Source organism: Micromonospora purpureochromogenes (assembly GCF_900091515.1).
In the GTDB taxonomy this organism is placed as follows: Bacteria; Actinomycetota; Actinomycetes; order Mycobacteriales; family Micromonosporaceae; genus Micromonospora; species Micromonospora purpureochromogenes.
Genome location: NZ_LT607410.1, coordinates 6,492,770 through 6,512,109 on the forward strand (window position 1 = coordinate 6,492,770; position 19,340 = coordinate 6,512,109).

21 protein-coding genes and 1 tRNA gene are annotated in these 19,340 nt (G+C 72.7%); 11 read left to right on the top strand and 11 right to left on the bottom strand.

What is annotated here, in order from left to right; translation table 11 throughout:
* Positions 1–53: 53 nt before the first annotated feature.
* Genes GA0074696_RS29645 through GA0074696_RS29660 form a run of 4 tightly spaced genes read right to left on the bottom strand, consistent with a single transcriptional unit; the run spans position 54 to position 2,470 of the window.
* The gene (locus tag GA0074696_RS29645) at positions 54–635 is read right to left on the bottom strand and encodes a hypothetical protein (RefSeq protein ID WP_088964132.1); all 582 of its coding nucleotides are present in this window, start codon (positions 633–635) and stop codon (positions 54–56) included.
* Positions 632–1,231 (bottom strand): DNA-3-methyladenine glycosylase I, encoded by a 600-nt coding sequence (locus tag GA0074696_RS29650; protein ID WP_088964133.1) that lies wholly within the window; start codon positions 1,229–1,231, stop codon positions 632–634. Before GA0074696_RS29650 ends, GA0074696_RS29645 begins: the two co-directional genes overlap by 4 nt.
* A 40-nt stretch (positions 1,232–1,271) precedes the next feature.
* Entirely contained in the window at positions 1,272–1,769 is a 498-nt protein-coding gene (locus tag GA0074696_RS29655; RefSeq protein WP_088964134.1) for an SRPBCC family protein, read from the bottom strand.
* Entirely contained in the window at positions 1,766–2,470 is a 705-nt protein-coding gene (locus GA0074696_RS29660) for a DivIVA domain-containing protein (protein ID WP_088964135.1), read from the bottom strand. Before GA0074696_RS29660 ends, GA0074696_RS29655 begins: the two co-directional genes overlap by 4 nt.
* 154 nt (positions 2,471–2,624) lie before the next feature.
* On the opposite strand from GA0074696_RS29660, the gene folP reads away from it, so the two are divergent.
* Entirely contained in the window at positions 2,625–3,494 is an 870-nt protein-coding gene (gene folP, locus GA0074696_RS29665; protein WP_088964136.1) for a dihydropteroate synthase, read from the top strand.
* Between the two features lie 12 nt (positions 3,495–3,506).
* Here the strand turns inward: folP and ndhC are convergent, their stop codons facing one another.
* Complete coding sequence (gene ndhC, locus GA0074696_RS29670) at positions 3,507–3,884, bottom strand: NADH-quinone oxidoreductase subunit A (RefSeq protein ID WP_088964137.1); 378 nt, start codon at positions 3,882–3,884, stop codon at positions 3,507–3,509.
* A gap of 146 nt (positions 3,885–4,030) precedes the next feature.
* Between ndhC and GA0074696_RS29675 the strand changes: the two genes are divergently transcribed.
* The 3 genes from GA0074696_RS29675 (at position 4,031) to GA0074696_RS29685 (ending at position 8,627) form a co-directional block, all read left to right on the top strand.
* Positions 4,031–5,461, top strand: coding sequence for a hypothetical protein (locus tag GA0074696_RS29675; RefSeq protein ID WP_088964138.1), 1,431 nt, complete (start codon positions 4,031–4,033; stop codon positions 5,459–5,461).
* A 291-nt stretch (positions 5,462–5,752) separates the two neighbouring features.
* Positions 5,753–7,600, top strand: coding sequence for a 2-oxoacid:acceptor oxidoreductase subunit alpha (locus GA0074696_RS29680; protein WP_088964139.1), 1,848 nt, complete (start codon positions 5,753–5,755; stop codon positions 7,598–7,600).
* On the top strand, positions 7,593–8,627 hold the full coding sequence (locus GA0074696_RS29685; RefSeq protein ID WP_088964140.1) for a 2-oxoacid:ferredoxin oxidoreductase subunit beta: 1,035 nt from the start codon (positions 7,593–7,595) through the stop codon (positions 8,625–8,627). Before GA0074696_RS29680 ends, GA0074696_RS29685 begins: the two co-directional genes overlap by 8 nt.
* A gap of 91 nt (positions 8,628–8,718) precedes the next feature.
* On the opposite strand, the gene GA0074696_RS29690 is transcribed toward GA0074696_RS29685, so the two are convergent.
* On the bottom strand, positions 8,719–9,735 hold the full coding sequence (locus GA0074696_RS29690; protein WP_088964141.1) for a potassium channel family protein: 1,017 nt from the start codon (positions 9,733–9,735) through the stop codon (positions 8,719–8,721).
* 154 nt (positions 9,736–9,889) lie between these two features.
* Between GA0074696_RS29690 and GA0074696_RS29695 the strand changes: the two genes are divergently transcribed.
* The gene (locus tag GA0074696_RS29695) at positions 9,890–10,474 is read left to right on the top strand and encodes a helix-turn-helix domain-containing protein (RefSeq protein WP_088964142.1); all 585 of its coding nucleotides are present in this window, start codon (positions 9,890–9,892) and stop codon (positions 10,472–10,474) included.
* A gap of 139 nt (positions 10,475–10,613) precedes the next feature.
* On the top strand, positions 10,614–11,210 hold the full coding sequence (locus tag GA0074696_RS29700; protein ID WP_088964893.1) for an ATP-dependent Clp protease proteolytic subunit: 597 nt from the start codon (positions 10,614–10,616) through the stop codon (positions 11,208–11,210).
* A 70-nt stretch (positions 11,211–11,280) separates the two neighbouring features.
* Here GA0074696_RS29700 and GA0074696_RS29705 read toward each other — a convergent pair whose 3' ends face one another.
* Both GA0074696_RS29705 and GA0074696_RS29710 read right to left on the bottom strand, forming a co-directional pair.
* Entirely contained in the window at positions 11,281–12,162 is an 882-nt protein-coding gene (locus GA0074696_RS29705) for a trypsin-like serine protease (RefSeq protein ID WP_197700793.1), read from the bottom strand.
* Between the two features lie 250 nt (positions 12,163–12,412).
* On the bottom strand, positions 12,413–14,191 hold the full coding sequence (locus GA0074696_RS29710) for an adenylyl cyclase (protein ID WP_088964144.1): 1,779 nt from the start codon (positions 14,189–14,191) through the stop codon (positions 12,413–12,415).
* 176 nt (positions 14,192–14,367) lie between these two features.
* Between GA0074696_RS29710 and GA0074696_RS29715 the strand changes: the two genes are divergently transcribed.
* The 4 genes from GA0074696_RS29715 to GA0074696_RS29730 all read left to right on the top strand — a co-directional run bounded on the left by GA0074696_RS29715 (position 14,368) and on the right by GA0074696_RS29730 (position 16,581).
* Positions 14,368–14,688, top strand: a complete 321-nt coding sequence (locus GA0074696_RS29715) for an ArsR/SmtB family transcription factor (RefSeq protein WP_088964145.1) — start codon at positions 14,368–14,370, stop codon at positions 14,686–14,688.
* A complete protein-coding gene (locus tag GA0074696_RS29720) occupies positions 14,685–15,152 on the top strand; it encodes an SRPBCC family protein (protein WP_088964146.1) in 468 nt (155 codons plus the stop codon). The genes GA0074696_RS29715 and GA0074696_RS29720 overlap by 4 nt, the downstream gene beginning before the upstream one ends.
* Before the next feature lie 276 nt (positions 15,153–15,428).
* Positions 15,429–15,755 carry a GNAT family N-acetyltransferase gene (locus GA0074696_RS32165; RefSeq protein WP_231925194.1) on the top strand — a complete coding sequence of 109 codons (327 nt, stop codon included), beginning with the start codon at positions 15,429–15,431 and terminating at the stop codon, positions 15,753–15,755.
* Between the two features lie 124 nt (positions 15,756–15,879).
* Positions 15,880–16,581, top strand: a complete 702-nt coding sequence (locus GA0074696_RS29730) for a hypothetical protein (protein ID WP_157746140.1) — start codon at positions 15,880–15,882, stop codon at positions 16,579–16,581.
* A 14-nt stretch (positions 16,582–16,595) separates the two neighbouring features.
* Here the strand turns inward: GA0074696_RS29730 and GA0074696_RS29735 are convergent.
* Together GA0074696_RS29735 and GA0074696_RS29740 are read right to left on the bottom strand one after the other, a co-directional pair.
* Positions 16,596–16,671: transfer RNA gene (locus tag GA0074696_RS29735), tRNA-Arg, on the bottom strand.
* Between the two features lie 485 nt (positions 16,672–17,156).
* Positions 17,157–17,891, bottom strand: a complete 735-nt coding sequence (locus GA0074696_RS29740; RefSeq protein WP_088964148.1) for a serine/threonine-protein kinase — start codon at positions 17,889–17,891, stop codon at positions 17,157–17,159.
* A gap of 387 nt (positions 17,892–18,278) precedes the next feature.
* On the opposite strand from GA0074696_RS29740, the gene GA0074696_RS29745 reads away from it, so the two are divergent.
* Complete coding sequence (locus GA0074696_RS29745) at positions 18,279–18,869, top strand: hypothetical protein (protein WP_157746141.1); 591 nt, start codon at positions 18,279–18,281, stop codon at positions 18,867–18,869.
* A 13-nt stretch (positions 18,870–18,882) separates the two neighbouring features.
* On the opposite strand, the gene GA0074696_RS29750 is transcribed toward GA0074696_RS29745, so the two are convergent.
* Complete coding sequence (locus tag GA0074696_RS29750; RefSeq protein WP_088964894.1) at positions 18,883–19,332, bottom strand: SitI3 family protein; 450 nt, start codon at positions 19,330–19,332, stop codon at positions 18,883–18,885.
* Positions 19,333–19,340: the final 8 nt, after the last annotated feature.

A 19,340-nucleotide genomic window follows, 5' to 3' on the forward strand; every position in this document is an offset into this window, starting at 1 on the left:
GGTGCCACGCCGGCCCGGTCCGCCCGGGCCGGCCGGCGCTCACCCGGAGCAGGTCAGTCGTCCTCCTCCGGGTCCTGGTTCGCCTCGGCGCCCAGCACGAACGCCTGCATGGCCAACTCGTCGCCGGACGGGGAGACGAACGCGGGCAGCTCGGCCGGGCCCAGCTCCTGCACGTACGACCAGAAGATCCGGACCGCCTCGGCCCGGGAGTCCGCCTCGATCGGGAGGTCCAGGCTGACCAGCCAGGTGCGGCGCAGCGGCGGCGGGCCGAGCCGGTCGGCCAGCTCGCGGTAGACCCCGGCGTCGAGCGGGGTGACCGGCCCGTCGACCGGCACCTGCTCGGCCGGGGCCGGCTCGTCGAAGGCCCGCCGGGTGTACGTCACCACCAGCGACTCCGCGCCCGCGCGGGCGACCCGGCCCAGGGCCACCAGCCGGGGCGGCTCCGGCACCAGCACCGCCACCGGGTCACCGGGGCGCGGCCGGGACTCCCCGACCGGGACGGACAGCTCCAGGGTGTCGTGGTGGACGAGGCGTTCGGCGTCGTACCGGCCGGCCGGCAGGAGCACCGCCCAGGCGCCCTGAGCCGGCCCGTCGACGTCGGTCGTCCCGCTGGCGCGGTGGTCGGTGGCGGTCATGCCCCCATCTCATCACGGGCCACCCGGGCGGCGGCCACGTGGCAGCCGGCCAGGTGGTCGTCGACCATGCCGGTGGCCTGCATCAGCGCGTACGCGGTGGTGGGGCCGACGAAGCGGAAGCCGCTCTTCTTGAGCGCCTTGGCCATCGCGGTGGACTCCGGCGTCAGGGCGGGTACCTCGGCGAACGACTCCGGCCGGGCGGCCCGGGGCGGCGGCGCGTACGACCAGAGCAGCGCGGAGAGCCCGTCGGGCAGCTCCAGCGCGGCCCGCGCGTTGGCGATCGCCGCCTCGATCTTGGCGCGGTTACGGACGATCCCCGCGTCGGCGAGCAGCCGGGCCACGTCGGCCTCGCCGTAACCGGCGATCCGCTCGATCCGGAACTCGTCGAAGGCCAGCCGGAACGCCGGCCGCTTGCGCAGGATGGTCAGCCAGGACAGGCCGGACTGGAACGCCTCCAGCGTCAGCCGCTCGTAGAGCGCGTCGTCGCCGCGCAGCGGCCGACCCCACTCGGTGTCGTGGTAGACGGCGTAGTCCGGGGTGCTCGACCCCCAGGCGCAGCGGGTCAGGCCGTCGGGGCCGGTCACCAGGTCAGTCACGGCGTACAGGCTAGGGCCTGGCCCCGACAGCCCCGTGGGGTCAGGGCAGCCGGCCCTGCTCGACCAGCCGGGCGAAACGCTTCAGCGCCAGGGTCAGGCCCGCCTTGGAACCCGGCCAGAGCAGCGGCCACGCCACCCGGCCGGCCGGCCCGCCGGGCAGGTGGAACCACTCGTGCCAGACCACCTGGGTGCGGTCCCGGGCCAGCGGGGTGCAGCGCAGCACGCCGGGGCCGCGGAGCAGCTTGCCGCAGTGCACGACGCCGACCTCGTACGGCGCGTCGACCCGGACCACCCGCATCTCGTCGCGCAGCACCGCCGGCCCGAGCGCGGTGACCGCCTCGACCAGGGTGCCCTCCCCGCCGTCGCCCTCGACGACACGGACCCTGGTGAACGGGATCCACTCGGACTGCCGCTCCCAGTCGGTGAGCGCGGCGAAGACCCGGGGGGCGGGGGCGTCCACGATCACCGTGGCGGTGAACTCGCCGGCGCCGGGCTGGGCGGCCTCGCGCAGGCCGTCCACGCCCTCCGGGCCGGTCACAGCGACTCCGAGCGGACCCTGTCGCCGGGCCGCCCGCCAGCCGGGTCGGCATCGGAGTCGGTGCCGTCGGAGCGGGGGTCGGTGTCCACGGCCGCGGTACGCAGGGCGGGCGCGGCGTCGCCGGACGCCTCGGGCGGGGCCCCGGCGTCGGCGGTGCGCAGGGCCGGCGGGTCGAGCGGCCGGTCGGCGTCGTCGGCCGCCGGCCGATCGGTGTCGAACGGCCGGACGCCGTCCGGGGCCGCCGGGCTCAGCTCGCCGTCACGCGCGGCGTCGGTCGACCCGTTCGCCGGGGTCGCGGCGGCGCCCGCGTGCCCGGGGACGGGGTCGGTGGCCGGGGCGTCGCCGGCGGCCTCCTCGCGGGCCCGGCGCAGCGCGTCGGCGTCGGCCAGCCGACCCTCGCGCAGCGCCGCGACCTCGGCCTCCAGCACGCCGATCAGCTCGGCCTTGTAGCCGATGTCGTAGGCGGCCCGGCGCATCGCCTGGTCGACCTGGGCCATCCGGTAGCCGCGCAGCGCGGTGTCGAAGCGGACCTCGCCGACGTCCGTCTCGCGCAGCGGGCGGCTGCCCGGCAGCGGCACGGCCCGGCCGTCCGGCTCGGCCGGCGCCAGGCCGGCGTCCCGGCCGGAGACCAGCACCGTCACCCCGAACACCACCGCCGCCACGGTCAACGCGATGACCAGTACGAGCAGAACCTGACCCATGGACAGATCGTGGCACGGCGACCGCCCCCCGAGCGACCCCAACCACCGCAGCGCCCCGGATCCCCTGGTGACGTCCCGGCCCGGCGGTGCGCCGGCCGACCGGATAGCGTCGTCAGCGGCCGGGCGACCCGGCCGGCGACGGGCGGGAGGCGGGATGGCCGGGGCGCTGCGGCTCGGTGGGCGGACGTTCGCACCGGGCGAGCTGGTGGTGATGGCGATCGTCAACCGCACGCCCGACTCGTTCTTCGACCGGGGCGCGACCTTCGCCCAGGACAGCGCGCTGCGCGCGGTGGAGGCCGCGGTGACCGAGGGCGCGGAGATCATCGACATCGGCGGGGTGAAGGCCGGGCCGGGCGACGAGGTCGACGTCGCCGAGGAGATCCGGCGGACGGTGGACACCATCGCCGCCGTCCGGGCCGCCTTCCCCGACGTGGTGATCTCGATCGACACCTGGCGGGCCGAGGTCGCGGTGGAGGCGGTGGCGGCCGGCGCGGACCTGCTGAACGACACCTGGTCCGGCGCCGACCCGGCGCTGGCCCGGGTCGCCGCGAAGACCGGGGCCGGGCTGGTCTGCTCGCACGCCGGCGGGCTCGCCCCGCGTACCCGGCCGCACCGGGCCGCCTTCGACGACGTGGTCGCCGACGTGGTCACCACGGTGACCGGGCTCGCCGAGCGCGCGGTGGCCCTGGGGGTACGCCCCGACGGCATCCTGATCGACCCGGCGCACGACTTCGGCAAGAACACCCGGCACTCGCTGGAGATCACCCGCCGGCTCGACGAGCTGACCGGGACCGGCTGGCCGCTGCTGGTGGCCCTGTCGAACAAGGACTTCATCGGCGAGACGCTGGACCTGCCGGTGCCGGAACGACTGGAGGGCACCCTCGCCGCGACCGCCGTCTCGGCCTGGCTCGGTGCCCGGGTCTTCCGCGCCCACCAGGTGCGCCCCACCCGCCGGGTGCTGGACATGGTCGCCTCGATCCGCGGCGATCGCCCCCCGACGCTCACCCGCCGCGGCCTGGCCTGACCGGCGCGGGCGTCAGGTCCAGCGGAGGATGTTCTTGCGCCAGGCGTAGAGGATGCCGAGCGCCACCACGGCCACGAAGATGCCCATCTCGGCGACGGTGACCAGGCCGAAGCCGGGGCGGTCGAAGACCAGCGCCCAGGGGAAGAGAAAGACCGCCTCGACCGCGAACAGGACGTACAGGTACGCGTAGACGTAGTAGCGGATCTGCATCTGCGCCCAGTCGCCGCCGACCGGGTCGAGACCGCACTCGTAGCTGGTCCGCTTGCCCCAGGGATCGGCCGGACGGCCAGGACGTAACACCCGGTTGGCCGAGAACGCCGTAACGAAGAAGAGAGCGCTGGCGAGCAGGAGGAGCCCGAGCGTCGCGTACGAGCCCAGGTAACCGGTCACGGTGGGTCAGCCTACCGGCCATCGGTCCTGCCCGTCCGGCCCGGGAGGCGTACCGAACACGTTACGGATTTGTTTCCCGGTGGGACTGGTGCCCTCCGGCAATTGTTACCGAATAATGAAAGCTCACCCAGTGTCACGGAGGACAGATGGCCCGCGTGGACGTACGCCCCGGTTGGCGGGCGCTCGCCTGGCGTACCTCTTCGCTGGTAGCGGCGTCGCTGGCCACCGGGCTGGCGGTCGCGCTCGCGGCCGCGCCGGGCCTGGCCACCGCCTCCCCAACGGCGCTACGGGTGGCCACCGCCGCGACCGACGCGACGACGCCGGGTGGTGAGCCGACGGACGAGACCACCCCGCCGGTCGAGCCGACCACCACCGAGCCGCTGCCGACCACCGCGCCGCCGACGCTGCCCCCCGACCCGACCACCCCGGCACCCGAGCCGACCACGGCCACCCCGACGACGACCGCCCCCGGCGACCCCGCCCCGACCACCACCGCGCCGACCACCACCGCGCCCGCCCCGCCGCCGCAGGGTGGCGGCGACCGGCCGGTACCCCCGGGCAACCCCGCGCCGAGCCAGCAGGACACCGGCGGCCTCGGGGTTCGGGTCACCACCCGCGACATCGTGCTCGGCCCCGGCTACTGGAACGCCCGGAGCACCACCACCACGCTGCGGGTGACCGTCGCCAACACCGGGACGCTCGCCGAGCGGGTCCACCTCGCCTACACCCTGCCCGTCGGGCTGACCGACGCGGGCACCCCGGGCTGCGCCGCGGTGGGCGGCGGCAACTGGCGATGCGGCGAGTGGTCCGCCGCCCCGGGCGCGAAGTTCACCAGCCTGATCCGGGTCCGGGTCGACGGCGGGGCGTGGCGCAGGATGCCGCTCAGCGGCTCGGTCCGGGTCACCGCGTCCGGCCCTGGAACGGCCACGGCCGCGGACAACGAGGGGTTCGCGGTCCTCTTTCCGCCCGGCCCGCCGGTGTCCGGGATGAGCCTGGACGCCGACGAGGTGGCCTTCGACATCAGCGGCGGCCCGGCCGAACTGGGCGTCCGGCTGGGCAACACCGGCCGGGTGGACGCCGCGGGACGGATCGAGGTGTCGCTGCCCGACGGGGTCAGCGTGCTCGCCACGCCCGGTTGCGAGGTGGTCTCGCCGACGCGTACCCGCTGCGACGTCGGGGCCGTGGCGGCGGGCCGTACCGCCACCCTGCGCCTGCCGGTCGCCGCCACCCCGCAGGCCCAGCGCGAGGCGCCGCTGGCCGGAGCGGTGATCGCCCAACTCGACCCACGCTCCGGCCGGACCCGGCAGATGCAGATGACCTTCCGGATCACCGCGGCGGCGGCGCTGGCCACCCCGCCGGCGGCGACCCCGGTTCCCACCGGCTCGCAGGGCGTGATCGCCGCGGCCGGTCAGACCTCCGACGGGGGCGCGATGAGCTCGGCACAGCGGATCGCGGTCACCCTGATCGCCGTCTCCGGGCTGCTGGTGGTGCTGGCGCTCACGCTGGCCACCACCTCGTTGCGGCGCCGGCTGAGCGGACCGGTGCCGGACCCGTCGGCAAATCCGGCATCCGACTGAACCGGCCGGCCCGGTAAGGGTCGGCGGCGGTGATCTCGATTACGGCGGTCACCCCGAAACGGTCCAGAACCGGACGAACAACCTTCGGATTCGTTCCCACTCGTCGGACCTCCACCAAGGATGCCCTAACGGCGCGACGTAGGCTCTGGGTTGAGAAACGACAGCGGGCCGGACCAGCCACGGGCGGATCGGCGCAGCGGCGCGTCAAGGAGGTCACGTGGCGGGGCAAGGCCGGGTCACCATCAGGTTCAGCCGCCCGCGCGACGGGGCTGAGCGAAGCGAGGTGCAGGCGTGACCAAGCAGATCCGTCAACTGGACCGGGTGGTCATCCGGTTCGCCGGTGACTCCGGCGACGGCATGCAGTTGACCGGCGACCGGTTCACCTCGGAGACGGCGCAGCTGGGCAACGACATCTCCACGTTGCCCAACTTCCCGGCCGAGATCCGGGCGCCCGCCGGCACGCTGCCCGGCGTGTCGAGCTTCCAGGTGCACTTCGCCGACTACGACATCCTCACCCCCGGCGACGCGCCGAACGTGCTGGTGGCGATGAACCCGGCGGCGCTCAAGGCCAACCTGGCCGACCTGCCCCGCGGCGCGGACATCATCGTCAACACCGACGAGTTCACCCGGCGCAACCTGGCCAAGGTGGGCTACGAGTCCAGCCCGCTGGACGACGACTCGCTCGCCGGCTACGTGGTGCACCCGGTGGCGCTGACCTCGATGACGGTCGGCGCGCTCGCCGAGCTCGCAGTGTCCAAGAAGGACGCCGAGCGGGCCAAGAACATGTTCGCGCTGGGCCTGCTCTCCTGGATGTACTCCCGGCCGTACGAGTCGACGCTGCGCTTCCTGGAGCGCAAGTTCGCCGCCCGTCCGGAACTGGTCGCCGCGAACGTGGCCGCCTTCCGGGCCGGCTGGAACTTCGGCGAGACCACCGACTCGTTCTCCGTCCGCTACGAGGTGAAGCCGGCCAAGATGCTGCCGGGCACCTACCGGAACATCACCGGCAACGCGGCGCTCTCGCTCGGCCTGGTGGCCGCCGGCGTCCGCTCCGGGCTGCCGGTGTTCCTCGGGGCGTACCCGATCACCCCGGCGTCGGACATCCTGCACGAGCTGAGCAAGCACAAGCGGTTCGGCGTGATCACCATGCAGGCCGAGGACGAGATCGCCGCGGTCGGCGCCGCACTGGGCGCCTCGTACGGCGGCTCGCTCGGCGTCACCACGACCAGCGGCCCGGGCGTGGCACTCAAGAGCGAGACGATCTCCCTCGCGGTGGCGCTGGAGCTGCCGCTGGTCATCGTCGACGTGCAGCGGGCCGGGCCGTCCACCGGCATGCCCACCAAGACCGAGCAGGCCGACCTGAACATCGCGCTGCACGGCCGGCACGGTGAGGCCCCCGTCGCGGTGATCGCGCCGAAGTCGCCCTCCGACTGCTTCCACGCGGCGCTGGAGGCGGCCCGGATCGCGCTGACCTACCGCACCCCGGTGATCCTGCTGTCCGACAACTACGTCGCCAACGGCTCCGAGCCGTGGCTGCTGCCCGACGTGGAGTCCCTGCCCGACCTGCGGGTCGAGTTCGCCACCACGCCCAACGGCGAGGACGGCACCACGTTCCTGCCCTACCTGCGGGACCCGGAGACCCTGGCCCGGCCGTGGGCCATCCCGGGTACGCCGGGGCTGGAGCACCGCATCGGCGGCCTGGAGAAGGCCGACAAGACCGGTGACATCTCGTACGACCCGGCGAACCACGACTTCATGGTGCGGACCCGGGCGACCCGGATCGAGACGATCCCGGTGCCGGACGTCGAGGTGGAGGACCCGGACGGCGACGCCCGGGTGCTGGTGCTCGGCTGGGGCTCGACGTACGGGCCGATCGGAGCGGCCTGCCGGGCCCTGCGCCAGCGCGGCCTGTCGATCGCGCAGGCGCACCTGCGCCACCTGGCACCGATGCCCGCCAACCTCGGCGAGGTGCTGCGCTCCTACGACCGGGTGGTCATCCCCGAGATGAACCTCGGCCAGCTCGCCCACGTGATCCGGGCCAAGTACCTGGTCGACGCGATCGGCTACAACCAGGTCCGCGGTCTGCCGTTCACCTCCGCCGAGCTGGAGACGACGCTGGAAGAGGTCCTGAAGAATGTCTGAGCCCGTCGCCCTGAAGCTCACCGCCAAGGACTTCAAGTCCGACCAGGAGGTGCGCTGGTGCCCCGGTTGCGGTGACTACGCGATCCTGGCGGCCGTCCAGCAGTTCATGCCGGAGCTGAACATCGCCCGGGAGAACACCGTCTTCGTCTCCGGGATCGGCTGCTCGTCGCGCTTCCCGTACTACATGAACACCTACGGGATGCACTCGATCCACGGGCGCGCCCCGGCGATCGCCACCGGCCTGTCGGTGTCCCGGCCGGACCTGTCGGTGTGGGTGGTCACCGGCGACGGCGACGCGCTGTCGATCGGCGGCAACCACCTGATCCACGCGCTGCGCCGCAACGTCAACCTCAAGATCCTGCTGTTCAACAACCGGATCTACGGCCTGACCAAGGGGCAGTACTCGCCGACCTCCGAGGTCGGCAAGATCACCAAGTCGACCCCGGTCGGCTCGGCGGACGCCCCGTTCAACCCGCTGTCGCTGGCGCTGGGCGCGGAGGCCACCTTCGTCGGCCGCACCATCGACTCGGACCGCAAGCACCTGCAGTCGGTGCTGCGGGCCGCCGCCCAGCACCAGGGTTCCGCGTTCGTGGAGATCTACCAGAACTGCAACATCTTCAACGACGGCGCGTTCGACCAGCTCAAGGAGCCGGCCACCCGGGACGACTACCTGATCCGGCTGGAGCACGGGCAGCCGATCACGTTCGGCAAGGACGGGCAGTTCTGCGTCGTCCACCCGCCGGGCGGGTTCGGGCTGGAGGTCCGGGAGACCGCGGCCACCCCGGCCGAGGAGATCGTGGTGCACGACGCCGGAGTCAACGACCCCGCGTACGCCTTCGCGCTGTCCCGGCTGCCCGGACTCGACCTGCGCAACACCCCGATCGGCGTGTTCCGCTCGGTCGACCGCCCGTCCTACGACAGCGTGGTACAGGAGCAGGTGGCCGCCGCCAAGGCGAAGGTCACCGAGACCCCCGAGCAGCAGCTCGCCGGCCTCCTCGCCACCGGCGACACCTGGACCATCCTCTGACCCCAGCCCCACCCACTTACAGAGAAAGAGTGGCTATTCCGTCTGGAATAGCCACTCTTTCTCGGTAAGTGCGTCCGGGGGCTCCGGGGGGTCAGGGGTGGGTGGCGCTGGTCTGGGGGCGGTCGTCGCGGACGTGGACGAGCATGTCGCCGGTCTCGATCACCGCACCGGCCCGGTCCGCGAGGGTGACCACCTTGCCCCGGCGGACCAGCGCGATGACCAGGGACTCCAGCTCGCGCGGCGACTTGCCGACCTCGTGCCGCTCGGCGGAGCGCATCGCCAGCGCCATGCCCTGGCCGGGGGTGAGCAGGTCCTCCACCACGTCGATCAGCGGCGGCGCCGAGGTGGAGAGCCCCAGCAGCCGGCCGGCGGTGGCCGAGGAGACGATCACGTGGTGCGCGCCGCTCTGGCGCAGCAGCGGGGCGTTCTCCGCCTCGCGGACCGCCGCGATGATCCGGACCTGGCCGGCGGTGAGCTGCCGCGCGGTGAGCGCCACCAGCACCGAGGCGTCGTCGCTGTCGGTCGCGATGATCACCGCCTTGGCGTTGCGGACGTGCGCCTCCTCCAGCACCGACGAGCGGGTGGCGGAACCCTCGATGGCGACCAGGCCGGCGGAGGTCGCCTGCCGCAGCGCGGTGCCGCTGCGCTCCACCACCACGATCCGGGACTTGTCCAGGCCGTTCTCCAGCAGGGCGGAGACCGCGCTGCGACCCTTGGTGCCGTAGCCGCAGATGATGACGTGGTCCTTCACGGTTCTCCTCCACCGCCCCAGCCGACGGCCGGTCCGGTACTGCTCGGTCAGGACTTCCAGGGTGGTGCCGACCAGGATGATCAGGAAGAGCACCCGGGCGGGGGTGATGAACAGGACGTTGACCAGCCGGGCCGACTGCGAGAACGGGGTGATGTCGCCGTACCCGGTCGTGGAGAGGGTGACCACCGCGTAGTAGGCGCTGTCGAGCAGGGTCAGCCCGTTCTCGTCGACGTCGCGGTAGCCGTCCCGGTCGAGGAAGACCACCGCGACGGTCAGCAGCACCAGGCCCAGAGCGGCGGCCAGCCGCAGGCTCAACGCGCTCAGCGGACCGCGCCGCTGCGCCGGGAAATGGATCACCGTCGGTCCTGCTTCCCCCGGATCGCCTGCACGCCCACAACATAGCGGTTGGGCCGGCATCCGCACGCCGGGGTGGCCGACCGGGCGGGTGGGCGGGCACGACGACGGGCATGATGGGGGAAGTTCCGCCGACGCCGACCGCGAGGAGGCCCGCATGTCGTTGCTGCGCCGGGTGATCGGTGGGGTGCTGCGCCGGCTACGGCTGCGCCAGGGCCGGACGCTGCGCGAGGTCGCCGAGGCGGCCGGGGTGTCGCTGCCCTATCTCTCCGAGGTGGAGCGGGGCCGCAAGGAAGCCTCCTCCGAGGTGCTCGCCGCGATCTGCCGCGCCCTCGGCATCAACCTGTCCGACCTGCTCGAAGAGGCCCGTGACGACCTGCGCCGGGTCGAACGGCGGATCCCCGCCGCGCCCCGGGCCGCCCTGTCCCGGCTGGACCGGGTGCCGGCGGCCCGCGGCGAGACCGGCCCGACTGTCCGGATCGGCTTCCAGCCCGCCGGGGCGACGCCGCCGGTGTCGGCCGCCCCGACCTTCAGGCACCCGGCCGGGCCGGTGCTGCGGCTGGGCGGGCCGATCCTGCACGTCGGCGGTCCGGCGTCGCCCGTCGGGTCGACCGTCGGCGGGGCGGGGCTGCGGGTCCGGCTGATCGCCTCCGCGCCGGCCGGGCGCCCCGGTCCGCGTACCTCCAGGATGCTGGCCCGCCGCCGGGCCCGGACGGGCCGGCGGCGGCTGACCGCGGTGTAGGCCGGCCTGGGTTCTGCCGTCGGCGGATCTGCCGGCGGCAGAAATCCTGGGGCCGCGACCGGCGCCGGGCGCAGGCTGGAGACGCCGGTTCCCGGGCGGTGCTCCTCGCCCGCCGGCGCCAGCCTGGAGGGTGGTCGCGATGATCGGGTACGACGTGCGCATGCTGGACGGCGGTCAGCCGACCTTCGGAGACCACGTGTTCGAGCGGCTGCTGCGGGAGCGGATCGTCTTCCTCGGCACCGAGGTCACCGACGACACCGCGAACCAGATCTGCGCGCAGATCCTGCTGCTCGCCGCCGAGGACAGCGAGCGGGACATCTTCCTCTACATCAACTCGCCGGGCGGCTCGGTGAGCGCGGGGATGGCCGTCTACGACACCATGCGCTACGTGCAGAACGACGTGGCCACGCTGGCGCTCGGCTTCGCCGGGTCGATGGGGCAGTTCCTGCTCTGCGCCGGCGCGGCGGGCAAGCGGTTCGCGCTTCCGCACTCGCGGATCATGATGCACCAGCCTTCCGGCGGGATGGGTGGCACCGCCGCCGACATCACCATCCAGGCGGAGAACATGCTGCACGTGAAGCGGACCATGCAGGAGTTGATCGCCCAGCACAGTGGTCGGACGCTGGAGGAGATCCAGCGCGACTGGGACCGGGACCGCTGGTTCACCGCCGAGCAGGCCCGCGACTACGGCCTGATCGACCAGGTGATCGCCCGGGTGGACCAGCTCGCCGGCTGACCGGCGGGCGACGAGCGGCGGCCGGCGGGATGGTCCCCCGCCGGCCGCCGTCCGCCGTCCGCGCGTCGGGTCAGGGCAGCTCGACGAAGTCGCCGAGGAAGCCCCGTGCGCTCGGCGTGTCCAGCCGGTACGACACGTTGGTGGCGTAGCAGGGGCTGTCACCGGTGATGGTGGTGGCGGCGAGGATCCGCCGCCCGTCGACGGTGACGAAGTTCGGGCCGCCGGAGTCGCCGTAGCAGGCGCCGCCGTAAGCCCGGGACTCGTTCATCGCCAGGCGTACCCAGGTCTTGTTGAGCGCGTCGAAGCCGACGACCGCCTTCATCCGGACGCCGCCGCCCCGGTGGGTGTGGCCGCCGGGGCCGCGCAGGGCCTCCTCGGTGCCGTACCCCATGACCTCCCAGCGGGCCGCGTCGAGCGCGCGGGCGCCGAGGGCGTCGAGCTGCCCGGCGCCGGGCAGCGTTGCCGGCGTGAACGGCCACCGGCTCGCCAGCGCGGCGGCCCCGGTGGCGTCGAACTCGATCACGGCGATGTCGTGCGAGTCGGCCGAGTTGCCCGGGTAGTCGGGGCTGGTGTGCTCGGTGCCTTCGACGCCGACCCGCGCGGCGACGGCGGCCGAGCTCAGCCCCGCGGCCTTGGCGGCGTCCAGCTCGGCCTGCACGTTCTGGGCCAGCGAGACGTAGAACCGCACCCCGGGCGCCCAGTCGGTGGTGCAGTGGCCGGCGGTGAGGAACGTGTTCCGGTCGACCATGGTGCCGGTGCAGTACCAGTCGACGACGTCGGGGGTGGCCGCGTCGCCGTCGTGGTCCCACTGCACGACCAGCGCGCCCACCTCGGTGCGCTCGGGCGCGGGCTGGGCGTTGTAGGTGTTGATTGCCGACGCCGGGTGGGCGCCGGCCAGCGCCGCGGCGAGCGCGCCGGCGGCGAGTGTGGCGAAGAGAGCGGTACGACGCAAAGGGTCCTCCGACTGCTGACGCGGATCGTGGAACACCGAGCACCCCGGCCCCGGGCGGACTCGCCCCCTCGATCGCGTCCGCCCGGCCATGACCTGCGATCCTCAGTGCACTTCGGAGCCTATGCCGGGCACGCGCCACGCCGCCCAGCGAGACGGCGCAGCGCTTTCGGAACGGATCGTGTTACACGACCGCCCGCCCCCGGGCGCGGGGACGGGCGGTCACCGCCGCGCGGTCGCCCGCGCACCGTGCTCACGGGTAACTGATCACCGGGCTGGTGCCGTAGCTGCCGACGACCGGGGTGCCGACCTCGTTGACGGTCTTCTCGATGCCGCCGCTGCCGTCGAGGAAGACGGTCACCATGTCGTGGAAGCGGACCCCGGGCCGGCGCGGCGCCTCGATCGCCCGGTCGCAGCGGATGTCCACGCCCTGATTGAAGTAGGAGTAGACGCCCAGCCCCCAGGCCTCGTGCTCGCGTACCCGGTCACCGACCTTGTAGGACGCCCAGCCCCGGCCGGTGGGGCTGGTCCAGGCGGCCTGGCTCGGCGGGTCGTAGGGCAGCTCGCTCTGGTAGAAGATCGTCCGGCCGCGCTCGCCGTTCCAGATGGTCTGGTAGCGCTGGTAGTGCTCCACGAAGAGCCCGTACGCGGTCACGTCGTCGCCGTTGACGATCACGCCGGTGTCGGCGGTGTTGGCCGTCCAGCCGATGCCGTTGCCGTGGTCGCCGCGCCAGGCCCAGACGTTGTCGATCAGCGTGTGGTGGCTCTCCACCACCAGGCTGGTCCGCGCGCGCCCGACCCAGGGCCCGCCGATGCGGAAGAAGACGTCCTGCACCGAGATCGGGTCGTCGGCGTGGTCACGGCGGGAGTGCCGGTGGCCGATCTGGACCAGCACGTCCGACTCCGCCTCGCCGGCGTCGACCAGGATGCCGGCGATGCGGACGCCGTCGACGTCGGCGACCCGCAGCGCGGCGTCGCCGCCGGTCGGGGCGAGGCTCGGCATGCCGAGGCCGAGCACCACGGTGCCCGGGTGGATCACCCGCAGCGCGCGGTCCAGGCGGTAGACGCCCGGGGTGAGCAGCAGGTGCCGGCCGCGCGCCAGCTCCCGGTTGATCCGCTGCGCGTCGTGGCTCGGGCGGGCGATGAAGAAATCGCCCAGCGGCAGCGAGCGGGTCGTCCCGCCGCCGGCCGCCCAACTGGTGCCGGCGGTGTCGCGGCGCAGCCCCGGCACGGCGACCCGCCAGCGGCCGGCGGCGTCCACGAACAGGTACGGCTTCTCCCGGGTCACCGGACTGGTCGGCAGCGTGGTGTACGGCGGGTTCGGAAAGCCCTGGGCGGGCGCCCCGAGTACGCCGGAGAAGACCTGGTTCCAGACCCCGTTGGTCCAGTCGCCGCCCAGTTCGCTGTCGCGGGTCAGCCACTGCTGCTGGGAGCCGTTGATGGTGATCCCGTCCACCTTGGAGTCGGCGATGAAACCGCCACTGGAGTAGCCGCCGTTGCCGGGTTCCAGCCAGAGGATGCCCTTGACGTGCACCCGGCGCATCGGCGACGCCTGGGAGACGGCCCACTGGTTCGACCAGTCGGTGGGGGTGATGGCGAGGTTCTCCGCCGAGCGCCAGAAGTTGGTCAGCGCGGAGATGCCGGCCGGGGAGTTCGGGTCGGGCTGGCCGACGACGCGTACCGCGCCGTGGATCTCCACGTCGTCCGGGTGCTCGCCCAGGCCGGCCACGGTCGTGTAGTAGCCCAGCCGGGCGTTCACCTCGTAGCGGCCGGGCTTGAAGAGCACCGCGTACCGGTCGGTGCCCATCTCGTTGTGCTCCTGCCGGGTGAAGAGCCGGTCCACGGTGGACTGGATCTCGGCGGCCGGGGTGCTCGGGTCGTAGACGAAGACGTTCGGGCCGAAGTCGGGCTCGTCCTCGTGGTGGCGTGCGGGAGCGGCGGAGGCGGCGGCGGGGGCGAGTCCGGCCGCGGCGGCGGTCGCGGCGGCGAGGGTGAGGAGCTGCCGGCGGGACGGTTGGAGGTGGGGTGTCATCGACCTACCTGTCGGTGTGGGCTGCCGACCGGGGTTGTGAGAGCGCTCTCTCGACGACGCGACCGGCATCCGGGCTGACGTGGGTGGGAATGAGCTTGTTTCTACCCCGCCGTGCCCGATCGCGCCAGAGGGGACGGCCCTTGACAGGGGTATCGGAAAGCCTAGACTTACCGTTCGTGGCCACTTACCAAGGGCGGATGTTGGACGCCCTGGGCGACGCGACCCGGCGGTCCGTCTTCGAACTGCTCGCCGCCGGCCCTCGTTCCGTCGCCGAGATCGCGGCCGAGCTGCCGGTCAGCCGTCCCGCGGTCTCGCAACACCTCAAGGTCCTCAAGGAAGCCCGACTCGTCTCGTCCACCGCTGTGGGCACCCGCCGCGTCTACGCGCTCGACCCGCACGGTCTGGCCGCCGTACGCGGCTACTTCGACCAGTTCTGGAACCACGCCCTGGCCGCGTTCGCGCAGGCCGTGGAGCAACCGCCCGAGGAGACACCGTGACAACCACCGAGCTCACCGTCGTACGCACCAGCGTCGAGGTCGCCGCCCCGCCCGAGCACGCCTTCACCGTCTTCACCGCCGGCATGAACCGCTGGTGGGAACGCTCGCACCACCTGCTGTCCGGCGAACTCAAGCAGGTCGGCGTCGACCCGCACGTCGGCGGACGACTCTGGGAGGAGAACGACGCCGGCGAGGTCTGCGTCTGGGGCACGGTCCTCACCTGGGATCCGCCGCGCACCTTCGCCTTCGCCTGGCTGATCGGCCCCGACTGGAAGGTCCCGCCGCCGGACGCGACCGGCAGCCGGGTCACCGTCACCTTCACCCCCACCGAGACCGGCACCCGGGTCGACCTGGTGCACGACCAGCTCGACGCGCACGGGTCCGGCTGGGAGGGCGTCCGGGACGCGGTGGCCGGTGAGGGCGGTTGGCCGGCCGGGTTGCGGCTGTACGCGGCGACCGTCTGACCGGTGCTGCGGGGGTCGGTCCGGATCGGCGGGCCGGCCCCGCTGCCGCCGAGGGCCAGTGCGCTGGGTGAACCGATACCGTCGCCGCATACCCGAGCTGATCGCGCCCACTGTCCGCCTGCACGCCCCCCTGGCTCGAGGCGCACGACGAGTGGGGTCCCGGCGTCCACGAGGACGGTTTCGGGCTGCTGCCGTCCGACGAGGTGGACTCGCCCAGCGGGTTCGCGGCCCGGGTGGCCCGACTGGCTGCCGAGTCGGAGCCGGCGAAGGCGCAGGATGCCGGGCACGTACCGGTGGATCGTCGACAGCGAGCGGGTGCTGGGCGGGATCGCCCTGCGGCATGAACTCAACGACTTCCTGCTGCGGGTCGGCGGCCATGTCGGGTACGGCATCCGGCCGTCCGCGCGCCGGCGTGGGCTGGCCACCTGGGCGCCGGGCCGGATGCTCGGCGACGCACGGGCGCTCGGCCTGGACCGGGTGCTGATCACCTGCGAGGTGGACAACATCGGCTCGGCGAAGACGATCGAGCACCACGGCGGTGTCCTCGAGGACGTCCGGGACACCGAGCCCGGCACCGCACGGCGGTACTGGATCAAGCTTTAGCGACAATCGGTCTCTGGCGACAATCTCGGCGGGGGTTCCGCCGTCGCACGCCGAACCATGGCTCCGTTTGCCACACCGGCCGCTCGGGCACAAGACGACAGAGTCGGTGACGCGAGGAGCGTGGGTGGTGAGTTCCCAGGAACCCGCTGTTCCGACCGGTCGTGGCAGCGAACCCCGTTGGGCGCCCGTCGGCCCGATAGCCATGGCCCTGTCCGCGGTGGCCGTTTCGGCCGCCGGAGCGTTTCTCCTTCGCCGACCGGACGACATCGGCCGGATCCTCGGACCTCTGGTGTACGGGCTCGGCATGGTCGGCCTGGTGGGCATCACGGCTCGAGCAGTGGCGGCCAGGGCCCAGCACTTCGCCAGGTTCGGCGTGCCTACGTTGTGGACACGACCTCCGGTGCGCGGTGTGGAAGACGTCAACCTGCGCCGATGGGAGAACACGATCCGCGGGTTGCGAGCCCCCTGGCCGAACGAACGCGACTCGATCCTCACCGCGGCGCGTGCCCGAGCCGAGGGACTGCCGGCGATCGTGCTCCCGGCCATCCTCGCGCCGCTGGTCGCCGTCGTGGGTGTCGTGCTGGTGGGGCGAGTACCCGAATCGCCCCTGTCGATCGTCGTGCTGCCCCAATTCCTCATCGGGCTCGTCACGGCGGTGGTTGCGGTCCGCTACGGCGTGGACGGGTGGCGCGCTCGTACCTACCTCACGCAGTTCTCGGCGCCGGCGATCGATTCCGGGGATGCGCAGTTGGCCGCTCGCGTGGACGAGGAGGGTCGGGCGAACTCGGGCCCGGAAGTCCCGACAAGGGCGAGCCATGATCGGTGATCAAGGCGCTGACCTGGTGCCCCCGGCAGGATTCGAACCTGCGACACACGGTTTAGGAAACCGATGCTCTATCCCCTGAGCTACGAGGGCGCGAGGGCCTAGTCTAGCGACCTGGGGGTTCACCTGGGGTGGCAGGGAGTGGCCCACGTTCACCCACGTCACCCGCACCCCCGTTCTCCCAGCCCAGGACCACACCCGGAGCACACGAACCCCGGTTTGCGACCGGCGGTCGGCCACGGTGACCCGCGCTGGCACCGGTTGACCGGGGTTGGCATCCGCTGGAGAGCACACACCGCGCACATCAGCCAAGATCATGTTGTGCCGCCCGCTCCCCCGGCCCGGGAGCCACCGGCCGGCAGGAGCGCGCGTCAACGGCATCCCTCCCGGGCTTCGAGGGCTGGCTCAGGCCAAGACGCGGATGCAGGGCCAGCGTTCGGCATGAGTCCCGCACGACGCTCAGCGCCCGGATCAGCCACGGACTGCGCTGGATCAGGTCCTACAGCCGTTCCCCCGTGCGATGCCACCCTGGGTCAGGGACCTGTCAGCTCACGGGGTTTGCGACGGGTTCCGGCGCGTTACGGGTTCGGCAGGGTGGTGCGCCAGGCTGCGGCGAGTGCTACCACGTCGGGGTATCGGTCGGCGGGTGTCGTGGTGGTGGCGCGTACGGCTACCTGTTGTTGGTTGCGGGAGCCGCGCCAGCCGTGTGGGGAGTCGAGGAGGTGGTGGATGGTGCGGCCCAGGGTGTAAACGGTGGTGCGCTGGTCGATGACGGCACCGCGGACGAATTCTTCGGGGGCCATGTAACGGCGGGATCCGGGGAGGCGGTCGGTGTCCAGGGTGAACGGGCCGGGACGGTACTCGTCGAGGTCGATCAGGCGTAGTCGACGGGCGTGGAAGTCGTAGAGGAAGCAGCCGTCGTAGAGGTCGACCGCGACGTAGCCGGTCGCGGTGACGGCCAGGTGCGCGTCGAGGATGGTGTCGATGGCCGCTTCGACGTCGCGCAGGGGTAGTTGCTGGAAACGGTGCAGGGCGCTGCGGTCCGAGCCGTGGGTGGTGGCGTGGTTCAGCACGCTGCCGTCATGCCACGGGTAGACCAGCGTCGGCCCGTCGAGGACGTGCTCGGGGCGCACGATCGCCGGGTGCCGGACCGCGGCGTGGAACCGGGCGGCCCGCAGCAAGGAACGGCGGCTCCACGCGGTGGTGGCTGTCTTGACGAACCAGCGACGTCCGGACGCCTCAACGCCGTAGGAGACGCACCCCGAGTCCTGGGCGTCGAAGATCGCGAACGCGGAGTCCAGGGGTAGTTCCATCACGTAGAGGAGAGTAGGGCCGTATCTCCTCCGCTGAGCGCGAACGCCGTCTGGAGCGGACCTGGTGAGTCGCATGGTTGTGGCATCGTGTCACCGCAAGGGGGGTGAGGCAGGTGGATGTGTCGTCGGCGCCGACAAGGTACGCCGAAGCGTTGCTGTTCGCCGCCGGGGTGGTCGATGCGGCCACCCGTCCCCCACACGGCGACCACGGCGAAGAGCTTCTGCGCGACCCCTACGCGCGGGAAATGCTGAGACATCAGAGCGACTGGTCGTGGTGCGACAACCGGCAGGATGTCGACCTGGCCGCCAGCGGGGCGCTGCGCGCCACCGTCGAGTACGTCGCCCGTCGTCACGCCACAGCGCTGCCCGACTACACCGGCCGCACCCGTGAACACTGGCCCGACGTCGATGACCGCCTGGCCCGGCTGGCCTCGGCGCTGCGCTTCGCCCGCCGAGGCCGCCGAGCAGGCCTGGCCGCACCGGCTGCAGCAGGTCCTGGCCCCCTGGGTACGCCAGCGGCTCGCCGCGCTGCTGGCCGCCACTGACCGGGCGGAAGGGCTGGGCAGTCTGGACGCCCGCGTGCGGCGCGCGGTCGTGCTGGCCTGGCAGTACCGGTCGGTGCGGCACGAGCTGTTCGCCGACCACCACTGGCAGGGACGACCGCCGGCACCATGGTGGTGCCTCGACGGCACGATCGCCGCCCGCTCGCCGTTCGACGGCTACGCCACCACCCAGCTGCCGTCCTACGCCCTGCACCTGACCCACCTCGACCTCACCACGGGGCGAGGCGAAGGTGAGCTGACCGTCGCCCACTCCGGCACCGCCCCACTGACGTCATACCCAGTCACCATCACCGACAGTGCGCCGACACTGCCCACCGGCGTGGAGGCCGAACACCGGACGGCGGTGGCCGACGCGCTGTCAGCCCTCGGCCTCACCCGTGCCGAAGACTGGGGACCAACCTCGTCAGACCGCTAGGCCGCTGCTGGTCTCAGAGGCGAAGGATCCTGTCGTAATCTTCGTCGTACCACCCGTCGGTGTTGTGCTTCTCGATGGTGCCCGCGACGCGCGTCAGCATCAGCACGTCGCCGTTGAGGGTCAGGGCCGCGTCCTCGGCCCTGCCGGTGAGGATTCTGGCCACGGTCGCCAGCATGTGGGGCTTGCCCTTGTCGACCAGGTTGTCCTTGCGCATGTAGAAGCTGACGTCGACGTAGGCCTCCGGCTCCCACTGCCACAGAGCGCCACCGTCGTCCTCGGCGCTGTAGTAGCCGTGCCGGCCGCCGGTGATGTCCACGACGTACCCGTGCTCGTCGTTCAGTTCGGCGCTGAGCATCCTGCCGCCGGACGCCGTCGACGTCTCGACCGCTCCGGGAGCAGCCAGCTCCGCCACCTGCTCCAGCGGGATGTCGCCCGCCAGCGTCAGCCGGTACTCGACAGCCATCTGCACCC